Source organism: Pseudomonas sp. NPDC089407, assembly GCF_044900445.1.
Taxonomy (GTDB): domain Bacteria; phylum Pseudomonadota; class Gammaproteobacteria; order Pseudomonadales; family Pseudomonadaceae; genus Aquipseudomonas.
This window is the reverse complement of record NZ_JBJDNB010000002.1, coordinates 102,323-119,294: the sequence shown is the minus strand read 5'-3', so window position 1 is coordinate 119,294 and position 16,972 is coordinate 102,323. Positions and strand designations below refer to the sequence as shown.

Genomic DNA, 16,972 nt, shown 5'->3' with positions numbered 1-16,972 from the left:
GCAACCGATGAACCTGCCGTCCGGTTTCTGGGACAATCACCTGCATCTGGTCTGATTTTTCTGTTGCCTGCACCGGCCCTATCGCCGGCAAGCCAGCTCCCACAGGTACACCACAGGTCCTGAAGCCTATGGTGTACCTGTGGGAGAACTGGTTGGGCAACCGATGAACCTGCCGTCCGGTTTCTGGGACAACCACCTGCATCTGGTCTGATTTTTCTGTTGCCTGCACCGGCCCTATCGCCGGCAAGCCAGCCCCCACAGGTACACCACAGGTCCTGAAGCCTATGGTGTACCTGTGGGAGCTGGCTTGCCGGCGATAGGGCCCGTGCAGACAATTCACTCCCCTTCCCCCAAAAAACAGTCAATACTTCCCCCATCCACACGTGGGCAGGATCGCCCGTTGTCGTGTCAAGCCAATAACAACCGAATCCAAGGAACCGGACCTATGCTGCGCCGCCGCATGCTCATCATGTTGGCCGTGGTTCTGCTGATCGTGCTGGCCCTGGGGGGCTACAAGGCCTTCACGATCTACCAGCAGATCCAGATGTTCACTGCCCCCAAGCCGCCCATCACCGTGGCGGCCGCCTTGGCCGAACAGCGCCAGTGGCAACAGCGCCTGCCCGCCGTCGGCAGCCTCAAGGCGCTGCAAGGCGTGGAGCTGAGCCTGGAAGTTGAAGGTATCGTCAAATCCCTGCACTTCGACTCGGGCCAGCAGGTCAAGGCCGGGCAATTGCTGCTGCAACTCAACGACGACCAGGAAACCGCCCTGCTCGGCACTGCCCAGGCCGACCTGGGCCTGGCCAAGGTCGACTTCGGCCGTGGCAGCCAGCTGGTGGGCGATTCCGCCATCTCCCGTGGCGAGTACGACCGCCTTACCGCCCAGTACCGGCGCAACCAGGCCGTGGTCGACCAACTCAAGGCGTCGAAGACCAAGAAGAGCATCAGCGCCCCGTTCAGCGGCACCATCGGCATCCGCCAGGTGGACGTCGGCGACTACCTGGCCGCCGGCACGGTGATCGCCACCCTGCAAGACACCTCCAGCCTGTACGTCGACTTCAACGTACCGGAACAGGCCCTGCCACAGCTGAGCCTGGGCCAGCAGGTACGGGTGCAGGTGGCCGCTTACCCCGGTCAGACCTTCCCCGCCAGCCTCAGCGCCATCAACCCCAAGGTCGAAGAAACCACGCGCAACCTGCTGGTGCGGGCAACCATGGCCAACCCGGACGGCAAACTGCTGCCGGGCATGTTCGCCAGCCTGCTGATCCTGCTGCCCAACCCGCAGCCACAGGTGGTAGTGCCGGAAAGTGCCATTACCTACACCCTGTATGGCAACTCGGTGTATGTCGCCACGCCGAAAAAGGACAAAGACGGCAAGCCGGAGACCGACGACAAAGGCCAGCCGCAGCTGGTCGCCGAACAACGCACGGTGCAGACCGGCGAGCGCCGCGACGGTGTGGTGGTGGTCAGCAAAGGCCTGCAGGTCGGCGAACAGGTAGTCACCGCCGGGCAATTGAAGCTCGTCCCAGGTGCCGCAATCCGGATCGGCCAGGACCAGGCCCTCAAGCCCGAACCGGGCGCTGCGGCCAAGGACTGACAGGAGGCTGGCATGGCGTTCACCGACCCGTTCATCCGCCGCCCGGTGCTGGCCAGCGTGGTCAGCCTGCTGATCCTGCTGCTGGGCTTCCAGGCCTGGAACAAGCTGCAGATCCGCCAGTACCCACGCATGGAAAACGCCCTGATCACGGTGACCACCGCCTACCCCGGGGCCAATGCCGAAACCATTCAGGGCTACATCACCCAGCCGTTGCAGCAAAGCCTGGCCAGCGCCGAAGGCATCGACTACATGACCTCGGTGAGCCGGCAGAATTTCTCGATCATTTCCATCTACGCGCGCATCGGCGCCGACAGCGACCGGCTGTTCACCGAGCTGCTGGCCAAGGCCAACGAAGTGCGCAACAAACTGCCGCAGGACTCGGAAGACCCGGTGCTGAGCAAAGAGGCCGCCGATGCCTCTGCGCTGATGTACATCAGCTTCTACAGCAAGGAAATGAGCAACCCGCAGATCACCGACTACCTGTCGCGGGTGATCCAGCCCAAACTGGCCACCTTGCCGGGCATGGCCGAGGCGGAGATCCTCGGCAACCAGGTGTTTGCCATGCGCCTGTGGCTGGACCCGGTAAAACTGGCCGGCTTCGGCCTGTCGGCCACGGACGTGACCAATGCCGTGCGCCGTTACAACTTCCTGTCCGCCGCCGGTGAGGTAAAGGGCGAGTACGTGGTCACCAGCATCAACGCCAGCACCGAGCTGAAGTCGGCCGAAGCGTTCGCCGCCCTGCCGGTCAAGACCAGCGGCGACAGCCGCGTGCTGCTGGGCGATGTGGCGCGGGTCGAGATGGGCGCGGAGAACTACGACACGGTCAGCTCGTTCGACGGCACACCGTCGGTGTACATCGGCATCAAGGCCACCCCCGCTGCCAACCCGCTGGACGTGATCAAGGAAGTGCGGCGGATCATGCCCGAGCTGGAAAGCCAGTTGCCTTCGGCGCTGAAAGTGTCGATTGCCTACGACGCCACGCTGTTCATCCAGGCCTCCATCGATGAAGTGATCAAGACCCTCGGTGAAGCGGTGCTGATCGTGATCGTGGTGGTGTTCCTGTTCCTCGGCGCCCTGCGTTCGGTACTGATCCCGGTGGTGACCATTCCACTGTCGATGATCGGCGTGCTGTTCTTCATGCAGATGATGGGCTACTCGCTCAACCTGCTGACCCTGCTGGCCATGGTGCTGGCCATCGGCCTGGTGGTGGACGATGCCATCGTCGTGGTGGAGAACATCCACCGCCACATGGAAGAAGGCAAGTCGCCCTTCGACGCAGCCCTGGAAGGCGCGCGCGAGATCGCCATGCCGGTGGTGTCGATGACTATCACCCTGGCTGCCGTGTATGCGCCGATCGGCTTCCTGACCGGGCTTACCGGGGCGCTGTTCAAGGAGTTCGCCCTGACCCTGGCCGGCGCGGTGATCATCTCCGGCATCGTCGCCCTGACCCTGTCACCCATGATGTGCGCCCTGCTGCTGCGCCACGAGCAGAACCCCAGCGGCCTGGCCCACCGCCTCGACCAACTGTTCGAACGGCTGAAGGTGCGCTACCAGCGCCTGCTGCACGCCACCCTCGACAGCCGGCCGGTGGTGCTGGTGTTTGCGGTGATCATCCTGTGCCTGATCCCGGTGCTGCTCAAGTTCACCCAGAACGAACTGGCGCCCAACGAGGACCAGGGTGTGATCTTCATGATGAGCAGCTCGCCGCAGCCGGCCAACCTCGACTACCTCAATGCCTACACCGACCAGTTCACGCCGCTGTTCAAGGCCTTTCCCGAGTACTACTCGTCGTTCCAGATCAACGGCTTCAATGGTGTACAGACCGGCATCGGCGGCTTCCTGCTCAAACCCTGGAACGAGCGCGAGCGCACGCAAATGGAGCTGCTGCCGCTGGTACAGGCCAAGCTTGAAGAAATCGCCGGCCTGCAGATCTTCGGCTTCAACCTGCCGTCACTGCCGGGCACCGGCGAGGGCCTGCCGTTCCAGTTCGTGATCAATACCGCGGGCGATTACCCGGGTTTGCTGGAGGTGGCCCAGCGCATCAAGGCCCGCGCCCAGGATTCGGGCAAGTTCGCCTTCCTAGATGTCGACCTGGCCTTCGACAAGCCCGAGGTGGTGGTGGACATCGACCGGGCCAAGGCGGCGCAGATGGGCGTGTCGATGGACACGCTCGGCAGCACCCTGGCAACCTTGCTGGGCGAGGCAGAAATCAACCGTTTCACCCTCGAAGGGCGCAGCTACAAGGTGATTGCCCAGGTCGAGCGGCCCTACCGCGACAACCCGGGCTGGCTGAACAATTACTACGTGAAGAACGACCAGGGCAAGCTGCTGCCGCTATCGACCCTGATCACCCTCACCGACCGCGCTCGCCCGCGCCAGCTCAACCAGTTCCAGCAGCTCAACTCAGCCATCATCCAGGGCGTGCCGATGGTCAGCCTGGGCGAAGCACTGCAGACCGTGCAGGACATTGCCCGCGAAGAAGCGCCGGAAGGCTTTGCCTTCGATTATGCCGGCGTGGCCCGCCAGTACGTTCAGGAAGGCAGCGCGCTATGGGTCACCTTTGGCCTGGCGCTGGCGATCATCTTTCTGGTGCTGGCGGCGCAGTTCGAAAGTTTCCGTGACCCGTTGGTGATCCTGGTGACGGTGCCGTTGTCGATTTGTGGTGCGTTGCTGCCCCTGTTCCTCGGCATATCGAGTATGAACATCTACACCCAGGTCGGGTTGGTGACCCTGATCGGGCTGATCAGCAAGCACGGCATCCTGATCGTCGAGTTTGCCAACCAGTTGCGTGAGGCGCGTGGCTTGAGCGCGCGCGAGGCGATTGAAGAAGCCGCGGCGATTCGCCTGCGCCCGGTGCTGATGACCACAGCGGCAATGGTGTTCGGCATGGTGCCGCTGATCCTCGCGACCGGGGCCGGGGCGGTCAGCCGGTTTGACATCGGTACGGTGATTGCGACCGGGATGTCGATTGGTACGCTGTTTACCCTGTTTGTGCTGCCTTGTATCTACACCTTGTTGGCGCATAAGACCGTGGCCAAAGAAGCTGTTGTAACCTGAGAAGTTAATCATTCTCGAAGGCGTTGAAATCCCTGTAGGAGCGGCCTTGCGTCGCGAAAGGGCTGCAAAGCAGCCCCAGCAATATGTGCAATGGTGCAGAAATTCTGGGGCCGCTTTGCGGCCCTTTCGCGACACAAGGCCGCTCCTACAAAGGCGGTGCCAGCCCCGCAATAAGTATAAAGCAGACACAAAAACGCCAGAGGCCCCGCAATTGCGGGGCCTCTGGCATTTCTAGCTCACACCGGGTTCAACCGAACGGTCGCTCCCCCTGACTCAAGTCTGATCTTGTTGCTTGGAGGAGACAGAGCAATTCTTTCACGTAATTCGCACGACAAAAACCATAGCAAAACTGCTAGGGCACTCGCGCCCTATACGCCCTACTTCAAAATTCAACCACTCTTGAAAAATGAACTTGGTAAAAATTCCTACAACTTAATCAGAATTTTCGCCGCCCTCTTCAGCTTGTACATCTGGGGTTTATCGCTATGATCAAAAACGTCGCAATGACGCGACTCACAAACGGATGACTCAATATGAAAATCACTAAGATGGAATGCACTAAATTGGCGAATATGGCGCATTTGGTCAAAAAAAACCAAATAAGCCTTAACCCGTAAACGCTGAAGCGCAGTGCCGGCCTGCCCTTCAGTCCCAGGAGGAGCCATGATAAGCAAAGATTGCTTCTTTATCACCATGGATAACACCCTGATCTGCTGGGATTTTAAAAACCACAAACAGTACGAGTTATCAAGGGGCCACGCTTACCGACTAATCGACCTCATTTATGATAAAGATCACAGAAAATTTAATGATCAATTTACTGACGACTTAAAGCGCTCAAAGCCATCTGCCAACCCGACGAACATTTTTACAATCTATTTTCAAAAAACACCTAGCCATTTGCAAGGTCGTTATCAACCACGTAAAAAACAGTTGGACTCCTTGAATGCCCGCATTATCAAAAATGACGATTCTGGCAATCAAACGCACCGACTTATTGAAAGACGAACGCTATATGACAGAGTTCAAGACGGCGGGCCTCATCTTATGATTTTGACCGAAACTTTTAAAAACACTGTTCTTAGCCCAGTACTCTTGATCCTGTTATGCCTGTTAGGCGTCTTCCCTCTGGACGTCATCCTTCCTTCGTTCCCTGCACTTGCAGAAGCCTTTCTAGTAGATCCAAAGCTAATAGCTTATTCGGTAAGCCTGTTCGCGTTTGGCGTAGCTGTAGCGCAAATTGTTATTGGCCCGCTATCTGATCGAGTTGGGCGCAAGAGACTGTTACTCGGCGGGTTGGGGATATCCATTGCTGGGGCAATTGGCTGCCTGCTTTCAATCGACTATGAAATGTTTCTGGCTTTTCGGTTACTGCAAGCCGTCGGCTGTGGCAGCCTGGTTCTGAGCCAAGCACTTGTACAGGACCTGTATAGTGGAAAACAGCGTAACACCATGCGCATCCTATTGACGAGTGCAAGTGGCGTGTTCATATCAATCTCGCCCGTCGCTGGTGCAGTTCTCCAACAATCAATGGGTTGGACAGGCAGCTTTACGGTATTTATTGCAATTGCTGTTTTCGTCATCTTGCTTGCAGGAGTGATACTGCACGAAACACCTGTTTCAGCCGTGCGTAACTCAGGAGTACAAAGTTATCTTACCATGTTGCGCGACGCATCCTATGTAAGCTTTTCTCTACAAGCAACTTTAGCGTTCGCCTGCCACTTTTCCTTCATTGTCGTTGCACCGCTGCTACTCATGGAACAGCTAAGCCTGACGCCGTATGAGTGTTCTATTGCATTCATTTTCTACGGGCTCGCTTATGTGGTCGGTGGCGCAATCGCGACTTACTTGAACAATCGAGTCAGCGCACACGCTCAGATAGGCATGGGGTTTATGCTGATAGCCACTGCGGGAGCCGCTCTGTTGATTTGGCATTGGGTAGCAGGGCTGACAATACCAGGCCTCATGATACCGATGATCTTTTGTACAGCAGGAACGACGCTGGTACGCCCAGCTGCTGCCACGCAAGCATTAGCCCGCTATCCGCAGCAGGCGGGTGCAGCAGCATCGCTTAACACAACATTGCTATTTGCCGGGGGTGGTTTAGCTGGCACTTTGATTGCGACCACTGAACACCTGCTGCCGATGAGCTTGGGGGTTCTGTTCCTAAGCAGCGCCCTTGGCGGCTTCCTGCTGCTCATGTGTCTCAAAGGCAATAGCATGCAGCACTGCTAATTTCTGCAGAAAGCCAGTGAAGCAAACGCATAAATGCCAGAGGCCCCGCAATTGCGGGGCCTCTGGCATTTCTAGCTCACACCGGGTTCAACCCGCCGGCCGCAAGCCCTGGCGCATGCCAAACAGGAACAGCAACAGGTCCTGGTCCGGCTCGGCCTTGGCATGCTGCTGCGGTTTCATGTCCCGCGGTAGCGCGCACTGGTCGGCCATTTCAGCCTTGCTGAACACGGTCGGCTTTGGCTCTTCCCAGGCAGCGACCGCCACGGTGGTCACCGCCAGGCCTGCAATCAGGAACAAAGCTCGAGCTATTTCTAGTTTCATTACCCTAACCCTTTGACAGCGCTGCCAAACGCCATCTTGTAAAAGTAGAGCAGCGTTTGCCATTCCGCGTCATTGAGCGACGAATGGCGACGCAGCTGGCGCAGGTCGTTACCTGCCGCGCGCTGGCAACTGATGCGCCGCCGGCACTTTTCCAGGTCGAGCAAGGCCACTTCGACGCGGGCCTGCTCGCCTTCGCCGATCACCTTGATGAATACGTGCTTGCCATACAGGCAGCCGTGCTGCCAATGGCCCAGGTGCATGCGCGCCAGGTTATCCGCCAGGTCCTTGAGCATGCGCTCATGCACCACCTGCGGGTAACGCTCGCGGGCACCTTCGGCATGCCAGTTATCGAGCTCGACAAAGCCGTCCAGCGCTTCGCTGACCAGCAACGCACGCCACTGGTGGTCAGGATCGCGCTCGGCGCCACAGAAGACGATACGCGGAACGCGTACGCCCAGTTGCTCGAAGCTGGTCAGCGCATCGAGCTCACGCAACACAGTCGGCCGGCCGAAGGGGTGCAGAAGGCTGCGGTAGATGTGCCCGACCTGGCGCTTGGCATACAGCAGCTTGCCATTGGCATCGCTGAGACGTTGCACGCCACTCTCGCCGCCGCGGCGCTGGTTAGGCTCCTCGACCCACTCGCCTTGCTGGCGCCAGTAAAAATCGAACCGCGACTCCCCTTTCTGGGCTACAGCCATCAAACACTACCCCTTACGCAATACATAGACCCGCCACATGGCATAGAACGGCAGGAAGTCGAGGCGCTCCTGGATTCTGAAGCCGGCGGCCCTGAATTCTTCTTCAACCGTTTCGGCCGGTAACACAAAACGGTTCTGGTAATTGTCCTGCTCGGCCCTGACGCTGCGGCGCCGCTCCAGGTTTTTCCGCCGCCAGGCCTTGAAGTTGCCATCAACCCACAGCGACAGGATCACACTATCACGGCTAACCCTTTGAAATTCCGAAAGAATTTTCTTTCTGTGTGCCGACTCGCCAATGTGGTGGAACAAGCGCATGCAGAAAATGCTGTCCACCGCGTTGTCCGGCAAGTCGATGTCGAATGCCGATGTCTGCAAAGGCCGTACCCGTGATACCACCTCTGGCGGTTGCGCGGCACAGGCAGTCTCGATCATCGCCTCGGAATTGTCGGCGCCAATGATCACCCGGTTGGGCTTTTCTGCCAGCAGCGGCCAGAAGCGACCGGCGCCACACGGCAGGTCCAGTACCAGGCCAGGCTCGCCGGCCAATGCCAAGGCGCGACGCGCCAGTTGCTCATCGCGCTTGTGGGACAGCCGTCGTGCCAAGCCGTCCTGATGCTTGAGAAAGTACTCGCGGGCATGGTCTTTGTCGTACTTCTCGGAAAATTCAAGCTTGATGGGGCTACGCATTGGGCATCTCCAGACTCCATTGCGCCCACATTAGGCAGGCAAGCGTCGGAATCAGGTCATGCCGATGTGAAAAATATGTTGAACGCCGTTACAGCTGTAACAACACTTTACTCAACCAGGACGTCCGGGTCCCCCTTGACCACTGTGTTGCTCAGGTCCACGTGGAAACGGCAGCCGTGTGGCACGGCCGAGGTCAAGGTGACCCGCCAGCCTTGGTCGTCGCAGATCCGCTGTACCAGCGACAAGCCCAGGCCCAGGCCTTCGCCGCGTCGCTCGTCACCGCGCACGAATGGCTTGAACATCGCTTCTCGCTGTTCCTCAGGGATGCCCACACCGCTGTCTTCCACACTGAAGCCGTTGCTTTCCAGGCTCAGGCGGATATAACCACCATCGGTGTAGTGCGCTGCGTTACGCAGCAAGTTACCCATCACCGACTGCAGGAAAGTGGCGTTGTACAGCACTGCGCTGGCACTCACATGGCCATCGAAATACAGGGCCAGGCCCTTTTGCTCGATCGTGTCGCGCCACACCCCGACCAACTCGTCGGCCACCTCGCGCAGGGTTGCCCGCGATGCTACCGCGCCCTCGTCACGCTGGGCCCTGGCCAACATCAGGAAGGTCTTGACCAGTTCGCGCATTTCTTCGGTGGCGCGCGCCACGCGCTCCACCTGGCTGCGTGCGCGGGTATCGAGGTTGGGGTTTTCCAGCAGCAGTTCGCAGGAAGTGGCCAGCACCATCAAGGGTGTGCGCAGCTCGTGGCTGACGTCGCTGGTAAACAGCCGCTCACGGTTCAGCGCGTCGCGCAGCCGGCCCAAGGTGTCATCAAAGGCCACAGCCAACTGGCCGACTTCGTCCGCGGCATAGTCCGGCGCCAGCGGCGGGGCCAGGCCCAGCAACTGGTCGCGGTGGCGCACCTGGCGCGCCAGGCGGATAACCGGTGCCATCACCCGGCGCGCGACCAGCCAGCCGAGGATCACCGCCAGCACCAGGCTCAGCACAAAGCCCACCACCACCACGGCGAACAGCACGCGCTCGCGCTCTTCGAAGTCGCTCTGGTCCTGCAGCAGCACGTAGCGCCGGCCATCGACGATCTCGACCATGGCGTGGTACGACAGCTGGTCACGGAACACCTCGTGGAAACCGCGGTCCAGGTGGCGCAGGTCCTTGGGCATCTCGAAGTCGTCGCGCCCGCCACTGAAGTAGAACAGCTGGTCGGGGCGCGGGCGGTGGCTCCAGTCGCTGACGCTGTCCATGCGCAGCAGACGCTGCAGGTCGCCACCGAGTACCGAGGAAATCAGCCGCTCTTCAACCAGGTGCACGGTGGCGACGATACCGAAGGCGAAGGCCCCGGCCACCAGCGCGCTCATCAGGGCAAAAGCAATGATGATGCGCTGGGCAAGGCTTTGCTTAAACTCCATCGCGGCCCTCGGCGAGGCGATAGCCGACGCCATGGACGGTATGCAGCAGCGGTTTTTCAAACGGTTTGTCGATCACCTGGCGCAGCTGGTGCACATGGCTGCGCAGGCTGTCGCTGTCTGGGCAATCATCGCCCCACAGGGCTTCTTCCAGCACTTCGCGGCGCAGTACGTGCGGGCTCTTCTGCATCAGTACCGCCAGTAGCTTGAGGCCGACCGGGTTGAGCTTGAGCAGGCGGCCCTGGCGGGTCACTTCGAGGGTGTCGAGGTCGTAGCTGAGGTCGGCCACCTGCAAGGTGCGGCGCCCACCGCCCTGGGCACGGCGCAGCACGGCTTCGATGCGCGCGGCCAGTTCGGACAAGGCGAACGGCTTGAGCAGGTAGTCGTCTGCGCCGGAACGGAAGCCTTGCAGGCGGTCGTCGAGTTGATCGCGGGCGGTGAGCATGATCACCGGCGTGTCGCGGCGAGCGTCTTCGCGCAGGCGCTTGCACAAGGTGTAGCCATCGATGCCGGGCAGCATGATGTCGAGCACGATCAGGTCATAGTGCTCGGTGGCAGCCAAGTGCAGACCGGACAGGCCATCCTGGGCGCAGTCGACGGTGTAGCCCTTCATGCCCAGGTAATCGGCCAGGTTGGCCAGGATATCGCGGTTGTCTTCAACCAAAAGAATGCGCATCGGTTTCTCCTGTGCGGCGCTTCTCGCTATGGTGCGCGGCAGGCGCAGCTTAAGGCCTATGCCTGCACGGTGCCAGCCCCCGGGAAAATTCACCGCACTTGACGGTTTTTTCACTGATCCTTCACGGACACAGGATAGCGGGAAGCCGACAATGCCCGATCTTTTTCGTGCCCTGGAGCCGCCATGCAGCAACGCACCCGCCCTCGCCCGATCAATTACTGGCTGTACCTGGGGATCCCCCTGGCGACCGCGCTGGCTTTGATCCTGTTGGAACTGACTTCAGTCGACATGGACGTCGCCAACCTGTTCTTCGACCCGGCTGCCGGGCAGTTCATTGGCCGCCACAGCTATTGGCTGGAGAACATCCTGCATGACCGGGTCAAGCAAGTGGTGATTTTGCTGGGCGTGCTGTCATTGCTGACCTTCGTCGCCAGCTTCTTCGTCAAGCGACTGTTTGGCTGGCGTCGCGAACTGGGTTGCCTGGTGCTGGCACTGGGCTTGTCCACGGCGTTTGTCACGCCGCTGAAGAAGGTGACCCAGGTGCAGTGCCCGTGGAGCCTGACCCAGTTTGGCGGCAGCGAAACCTACAGCAAGTTGCTGGAGCCGCGCCCAGCTACCGACAAGCCAGGGCTGTGCTGGCCGGGTGGGCATGCCGCGACCGGGTTCTGCCTGTTCGGGCTGTTCTTCATGCTGCGTGATCGCAAGCCGCGCCTGGCGCGGGTGGCGTTTGTCGTGGCCTTGGTGGCCGGCTCGGTACTTGGCGTAGGGCGGATGATGCAGGGGGCACACTTCCTGTCACATAACGTGTGGACGGCGGTGTTCTGCTGGTTGATCGGGTTGGGGTCGTATTACCTGATTCTGTATCGCCGTGGGAGGGTTGAAGCGCCAGCCGTCGAACGCAGCGTCGCCTGAACCAGGGGCCGCTTCGCGGCCCGATCGCGACACAAGGCCGCTCCTACAGATTACGCGCTCCCCTGTAGGAGCGGCCTTGCGTCGCGATGGGCTGCGCAGCAGCCCCAATGGCCCCCACAGGAAAATAAAAAAGCCCCGGTTCTCGCGAACCGGGGCTCCTTATGGTGCAGGGGGTAAGGCTGGCTTACATCATGCCGCCCATGCCACCCATGCCGCCCATGTCTGGCATGCCGCCGCCAGCTGGGGCTTCGCTTGGCGCGTCAGCAATCATGGCTTCGGTGGTGATCATCAGACCGCCGATCGAAGCAGCAGCTTGCAGCGCCGAACGGGTGACCTTGGCTGGGTCCAGGATGCCCATCTCGATCATGTCGCCGTATTCGCCGGTAGCAGCGTTGTAACCGAAGTTACCCGAACCTTGCTTGACCTTGTCTGCAACAACGCTTGGCTCGTCGCCGGCGTTGGCAGTGATCTGGCGCAGCGGGGCTTCAACAGCGCGGCGCAGCAGGGCGATACCGACGTTCTGGTCTTCGTTGTCGCCTTTCAGGTCAACGATGGCCGACAGAGCGCGAACCAGGGCAACACCACCGCCAGGTACCACGCCTTCTTCAACGGCTGCACGGGTAGCGTGCAGGGCGTCTTCAACGCGCGCTTTCTTCTCTTTCATTTCAACTTCGGTGCCGGCACCGACCTTGATCACGGCAACACCGCCAGCCAGCTTGGCCAGACGCTCTTGCAGCTTCTCACGGTCGTAGTCCGAGGAAGTTTCTTCGATCTGGGCACGGATCTGCTTAACGCGAGCTTCGATCTCGGTGTCAGTACCTGCACCATCGATGATGGTGGTGTTTTCCTTGGACAGGATCACGCGCTTGGCGTTACCCAGGTGCTCCAGGGTAGCGGTTTCCAGGGACAGGCCGATTTCTTCGGAGATGACCTGGCCGCCAGTCAGGACGGCGATGTCCTGCAGCATGGCCTTGCGGCGGTCGCCGAAGCCCGGTGCCTTGACCGCAGCAACCTTGACGATGCCGCGCATGTTGTTGACGACCAGGGTAGCCAGCGCTTCGCCTTCAACGTCTTCAGCAACGATCAGCAGTGGGCGACCGGCCTTGGCAACGGCTTCCAGCACTGGCAGCAGCTCACGGATGTTGGAGATTTTCTTGTCAACCAGCAGCAGCAGCGGGCCTTCCAGCTCGGCAACCATGGTGTCAGGCTTGTTGACGAAGTATGGCGACAGGTAGCCACGGTCGAACTGCATGCCTTCTACGACGGACAGTTCGTTTTCCAGGCCCGAGCCTTCTTCAACGGTGATCACGCCTTCTTTACCGACTTTTTCCATGGCTTCGGCGATGATTTCACCGATGGAGTTGTCGGAGTTGGCAGAGATGGTACCTACCTGGGCGATGGCCTTGGAGTCGGCGCATGGCTTGGACAGGTTCTTCAGCTCGGCAACAACGGCAGCAGTGGCCTTGTCGATACCGCGCTTCAGGTCCATCGGGTTCATGCCGGCAGCGACGGCTTTCAGGCCTTCGTTGACGATGGCCTGAGCCAGAACGGTAGCGGTGGTGGTGCCGTCACCGGCAGCGTCGTTGGCCTTGGAAGCGACTTCCTTGACCAGCTGGGCGCCCATGTTTTCGAACGCGTCTTTCAGCTCGATTTCTTTGGCGACGGAAACGCCGTCCTTGGTGATGGTCGGCGCGCCGAAGCTCTTGGCCAGTACCACGTTACGACCTTTCGGGCCGAGGGTCGCTTTTACCGCGTCAGCCAGAACGTTGACACCAACCAGCATTTTCTTACGAGCGGAATCACCGAATTTTACGTCTTTAGCAGCCATGATCGTTTAATCCTTGGAATTCTTTGGAGTAACGGGAAGTCGGGGAAATCAGCCTTCGATAACGGCGAGGATTTCGTTCTCGGCCATGACCAGCAGGTCTTCGCCATCGACTTTCACGGTGTTGCTGCCCGAGTAAGGGCCGAAAACCACTTTGTCACCGACTTTAACAGCCAGCGCACGTACTTCGCCGTTTTCCAGAACGCGACCGGTGCCAACAGCAACGACTTCGCCGCGGTTTGGTTTTTCAGCGGCCGAACCCGGCAGGACGATACCGCCAGCGGTTTTCGATTCTTCTTCGCTGCGACGGATGACTACGCGGTCATGCAGAGGACGAAGCTTCATTGTCGATCTCTCCCAAATTGTGGTTTTCATCGGCCGGTATCGAAACCGGCGGGTTGATGCTGTCCGGCGTTGCCGGGAGGCTGCTCGCATGGGGCGAACTGCCTGAGTTATGTCTGGTGTTTCCACCAGAAACCTTGCGGTGACCACATACATGAGGCCGCCATATTCAATTACAAGGCTTCAGATGCAAAATTTTTCAGTTGGCTGAAAAAGCCCGGGGCCGCATGCGCGGCCCCGGGGTTACAACGGTGTTTATTTGTCGCGGCGCTCGTACTCGCCTTCGATCACATTCGGGCGATGGCCACCATCGCGCGGCTGCGCCTGGAACGGGTCATCCTGGAACGCCCGCTGGCGCATGGCCTGGGCCTCGGCACGTTCACGCATCTTGCGCGCAGCCAGGCGACGGGTGAACGGCAGCAGGCACAGCACACCAAGTACGTCGCTGATGAAGCCCGGCAACAGCAGCAAGCCGCCACCCACGGCCATCATCAAACCCTGGAACATGTCCTCGGCGGGCAGTTCGCCACGCTGCAGGCTTTCGCGGGCACGCAGGGCGGTGGCCAGGCCGGCCACGCGCATGACCAGCACACCCAGGGCGGAGCCGGCGATGATCAGCAGCAGCGCCGGGAAGAACCCGATGGCCGCGCTGACCTTTACGAAGACGAACAGCTCCAGCACCGGAAACAGCAGAAGCAACAGTAGAAAAGCACGCATCAAAGCATTCCTCGTCGGAAGAGAACCTTCCTGTAAGACCTACAGGTGGATGCGAATGCCCGTTTTTTCAACCCTCAACCTCTGTCGTAGCCGGCCACTGGTCGGCGCGCGCCAGCAAAACCAAGGCTTCGCGTACTTGTGTCGGCGTGTTGCAAATGCTCGGGAAAGGCAACCAGTGCACCGCCTGGCCGATGCGCAGGTGCATGCCTTCGCTGTCTACCCCGACCATCTGCGCTGGCGCATGGCGTGGCAGGTCGGTCAGTTCCACATAATGGGCGATGGCATTGGCGTGGTCGCTGTTCATGTGCTCGACCATGCTCGCCTCGGCCTTGCCGGCGAACGGGTTGGCCAGGGTCACCTGGTCGAGCCAGTGGATCGCGCCGAAGCCGCCGATGTAGCGGTGGCGTACCGGCTGCAAGACCCAGAAGTCGAAGTCGTGGGCCTTGTGGTAGTTGGCGGCATCCGGGAAATAGCGGTAGTAGCGCTCGGCAGCGGCCTCGATGGCGGCTTCGTCGACCAGCTTGAGCGCCTCGGCCATCACCGTCAGGCGCCCTACGGCCTGCACATCCTCGGCTTCGCGCTCCCCGACCAGCAGCGAGCACTTGGGGTCTTGCTGCAGGTTGTGGGTGTGCTGGGCGATGCGGCTGATGAGAATCAGCGGTTTGCCCTCGGCATCCAGGCAGTAGGGTACGACCGAACCGAACGGGAAGCCGGGCATCGACTTGGAATGGGTCGAGAGTACGCCGCGGTATTCCTTGAGCAGCAGTTCCCGGGCGGGGCGGATGGCGTTGGTACTCACTTGGGGGCGGCTCCTGGCGGCGGACTGGGTAAATGACAAGATAAGCATTATCACATCCAGTGCCAATGGGGCTGCTTTGCAGCCCTATCGCGACGCAAGGCCGCTCCTACAGGGGATCGCGTACTCCTGTAGGAGCGGCCTTGCGTCGCGAAAGGGCCGCAAAGCGGCCCCAGGGATTTACCAGGTAACGCCGAACCCAGCGGTATAGCGCGTCTTCTCCAGATCACTGTCACGCGTTCCGCTGATGATGTCGCGCTCGGCCTTGAGGTTGAGCGAAGCCCACTCGGTCACCTTGTAACGCAACCCGACCTCGGCATCCAGGGAGTAGTCGGCCACGCCACCCAGCGGCTTGGCGAGCTCGCCATTGGTGAACAACTGCACGTTCTTGCCGATCAGGTAGCGGGTATAGTCCCACTTCACCGCGGCAGAATAGAAGTTGTCCTTGCTGCCGTCCTGGTATTCGAAGTCGGTGCGGTTGATCAGCGAACCCAGCGAGAACGCGCCCAGTTCGTCGTCCCAGAACTGGTAACCCGGGCCAGTACCCACGGTACGCTGGCGGGCCAGGTCTTCGATGCGATCACGCTTGTATTCCGCCCGCCCTTGCCAGAACCACTTCTCGGTGATGAAGCGGTCCAGGGCATACTCGGCACTCCAGTTGTCCGTGGTCGTGACGTCGTCCTTGGTCTCGCGGTTGTACTCGCCTTCGGCATTGTGCCGCCAGCGGCCGTGACGGGCCGTGGTCTTGAAGCTGACGTCGTAGTCGTCGGTGTCATTTTCGGCACGCTTGTAATCCAGCGCCACGTCGACGTTACCTTTCCAGACCAGGTCCTCGACCAGCGGCTTGGGTTTCATGATCTGCTCGATGCTGGCCAGTTCCACGGTCTTTGGCGCGTCGCCATTGGCCAATGTCACCTTGCCTGCTTCCGCAGCCTTCAGCGACTTCGCCTTTTCACCACTGTAGGCGTCCTGCTTGACCAGCATCTCCTGGTCGCTTTCCAGGGTCTGAACTTGTTTCCAGTCCAAGGCAATGGACCCGCCATACGGGGTTTCCAGCAGCAGCTTGCCGCCATCGAAGACTTTGATCTTGCCGCTTAGCCGGTCACCGTTCTTCATCCACACGGTATCGGCAAATACCGGTGAGGCGCACAGGGAGGCAGCTAGCAGGCACAACAAGGATCTAGAATACATAAACGGACTACGGTTCGATTTGACGAAAAAAGCCGGGCATTATCCAGATACCGACAACCAGAGCAAGGACAGACCGGGAGCCCGCCGTTGAGTTCAACGCTCATTTGCCCGACCACCGGTCCGGTTTCATCTACAGCCCAAGGGGGGCGTGATGTCTGAAGCCTATGAGCACGCCCTCGACTGCGCCGAAGGCCGACGAACGGCGTTGTATTCGGTGCTCGGCCAAGTACCGGCGGGCAAGGTGGTGAGCTACGGCCAACTGGCCGAACTGGCAGGGCTTGGCCGCGCCGCACGCTGGGTCGGGCGCACGCTCGGGCAGTTGCCCGCAGATACCCGCCTGCCCTGGCACCGGGTGCTCGGCGCGGGGGGCCGGCTGAGCCTGGCACTGGGTACCCCGTCGGGGGATGAACAACGGGCGCGACTGCGCGCGGAGGGTGTGAATGTAACCAACAATCGTGTGGATATGACGCGCCATGGCTGGCGCCCAATGGAGCACAGCGGTTAGA

15 protein-coding genes are annotated in these 16,972 nt (G+C 60.3%); 5 read left to right on the top strand and 10 right to left on the bottom strand.

Annotation, left to right across the window (positions count from 1 at the left end; all coding sequences use genetic code 11):
• The first annotated feature begins 445 nt into the window (after window positions 1-445).
• From ACI2KG_RS02515 to ACI2KG_RS02505, 3 genes are all read left to right on the top strand, one after another.
• A complete protein-coding gene (locus tag ACI2KG_RS02515; protein WP_404660663.1) occupies window positions 446-1,594 on the top strand; it encodes an efflux RND transporter periplasmic adaptor subunit in 1,149 nt (382 codons plus the stop codon).
• Between the two features lie 12 nt (window positions 1,595-1,606).
• Complete coding sequence (locus tag ACI2KG_RS02510; protein ID WP_404660662.1) at window positions 1,607-4,651, top strand: multidrug efflux RND transporter permease subunit; 3,045 nt, start codon at window positions 1,607-1,609, stop codon at window positions 4,649-4,651.
• Window positions 4,652-5,698: 1,047 nt separating this feature from the next.
• Window positions 5,699-6,886 (top strand): MFS transporter, encoded by a 1,188-nt coding sequence (locus tag ACI2KG_RS02505; protein ID WP_404660767.1) that lies wholly within the window; start codon window positions 5,699-5,701, stop codon window positions 6,884-6,886.
• An 87-nt stretch (window positions 6,887-6,973) separates the two neighbouring features.
• Here the strand turns inward: ACI2KG_RS02505 and ACI2KG_RS02500 are convergent, their stop codons facing one another.
• From ACI2KG_RS02500 to colR, 5 genes are all read right to left on the bottom strand, one after another.
• The gene (locus tag ACI2KG_RS02500; protein ID WP_404660661.1) at window positions 6,974-7,207 is read right to left on the bottom strand and encodes a hypothetical protein; all 234 of its coding nucleotides are present in this window, start codon (window positions 7,205-7,207) and stop codon (window positions 6,974-6,976) included.
• A complete protein-coding gene (locus tag ACI2KG_RS02495; protein ID WP_404660660.1) occupies window positions 7,207-7,905 on the bottom strand; it encodes a lipopolysaccharide kinase InaA family protein in 699 nt (232 codons plus the stop codon). The genes ACI2KG_RS02500 and ACI2KG_RS02495 overlap by 1 nt, the downstream gene beginning before the upstream one ends.
• Before the next feature lie 6 nt (window positions 7,906-7,911).
• Complete coding sequence (locus tag ACI2KG_RS02490; protein WP_404660659.1) at window positions 7,912-8,592, bottom strand: class I SAM-dependent methyltransferase; 681 nt, start codon at window positions 8,590-8,592, stop codon at window positions 7,912-7,914.
• A 107-nt stretch (window positions 8,593-8,699) separates the two neighbouring features.
• Window positions 8,700-10,010 (bottom strand): sensor histidine kinase, encoded by a 1,311-nt coding sequence (locus tag ACI2KG_RS02485; RefSeq protein ID WP_400614581.1) that lies wholly within the window; start codon window positions 10,008-10,010, stop codon window positions 8,700-8,702.
• The gene (colR, locus tag ACI2KG_RS02480) at window positions 10,000-10,683 is read right to left on the bottom strand and encodes a two-component system response regulator ColR (RefSeq protein WP_003255215.1); all 684 of its coding nucleotides are present in this window, start codon (window positions 10,681-10,683) and stop codon (window positions 10,000-10,002) included. The genes ACI2KG_RS02485 and colR overlap by 11 nt, the downstream gene beginning before the upstream one ends.
• Before the next feature lie 183 nt (window positions 10,684-10,866).
• Here colR and ACI2KG_RS02475 point away from each other — a divergent pair, with 183 nt between their 5' ends.
• Entirely contained in the window at window positions 10,867-11,595 is a 729-nt protein-coding gene (locus ACI2KG_RS02475) for a phosphatase PAP2 family protein (RefSeq protein WP_404660658.1), read from the top strand.
• A gap of 184 nt (window positions 11,596-11,779) precedes the next feature.
• Here the strand turns inward: ACI2KG_RS02475 and groL are convergent, their stop codons facing one another.
• The 5 genes from groL to ACI2KG_RS02450 all read right to left on the bottom strand — a co-directional run bounded on the left by groL (window position 11,780) and on the right by ACI2KG_RS02450 (window position 16,466).
• The gene (gene groL, locus ACI2KG_RS02470; RefSeq protein WP_400614575.1) at window positions 11,780-13,423 is read right to left on the bottom strand and encodes a chaperonin GroEL; all 1,644 of its coding nucleotides are present in this window, start codon (window positions 13,421-13,423) and stop codon (window positions 11,780-11,782) included.
• A gap of 48 nt (window positions 13,424-13,471) precedes the next feature.
• A complete protein-coding gene (locus ACI2KG_RS02465; protein ID WP_009684394.1) occupies window positions 13,472-13,765 on the bottom strand; it encodes a co-chaperone GroES in 294 nt (97 codons plus the stop codon).
• A gap of 252 nt (window positions 13,766-14,017) precedes the next feature.
• Complete coding sequence (locus ACI2KG_RS02460) at window positions 14,018-14,479, bottom strand: FxsA family protein (protein WP_400614572.1); 462 nt, start codon at window positions 14,477-14,479, stop codon at window positions 14,018-14,020.
• A 67-nt stretch (window positions 14,480-14,546) separates the two neighbouring features.
• A complete protein-coding gene (locus ACI2KG_RS02455) occupies window positions 14,547-15,278 on the bottom strand; it encodes a HugZ family protein (protein WP_404660657.1) in 732 nt (243 codons plus the stop codon).
• A 177-nt stretch (window positions 15,279-15,455) separates the two neighbouring features.
• A complete protein-coding gene (locus tag ACI2KG_RS02450) occupies window positions 15,456-16,466 on the bottom strand; it encodes a DUF481 domain-containing protein (RefSeq protein ID WP_400614566.1) in 1,011 nt (336 codons plus the stop codon).
• A 151-nt stretch (window positions 16,467-16,617) separates the two neighbouring features.
• Here ACI2KG_RS02450 and ACI2KG_RS02445 point away from each other — a divergent pair, with 151 nt between their 5' ends.
• On the top strand, window positions 16,618-16,971 hold the full coding sequence (locus ACI2KG_RS02445; RefSeq protein WP_404660656.1) for an MGMT family protein: 354 nt from the start codon (window positions 16,618-16,620) through the stop codon (window positions 16,969-16,971).
• Window position 16,972 lies beyond the last annotated feature (1 nt).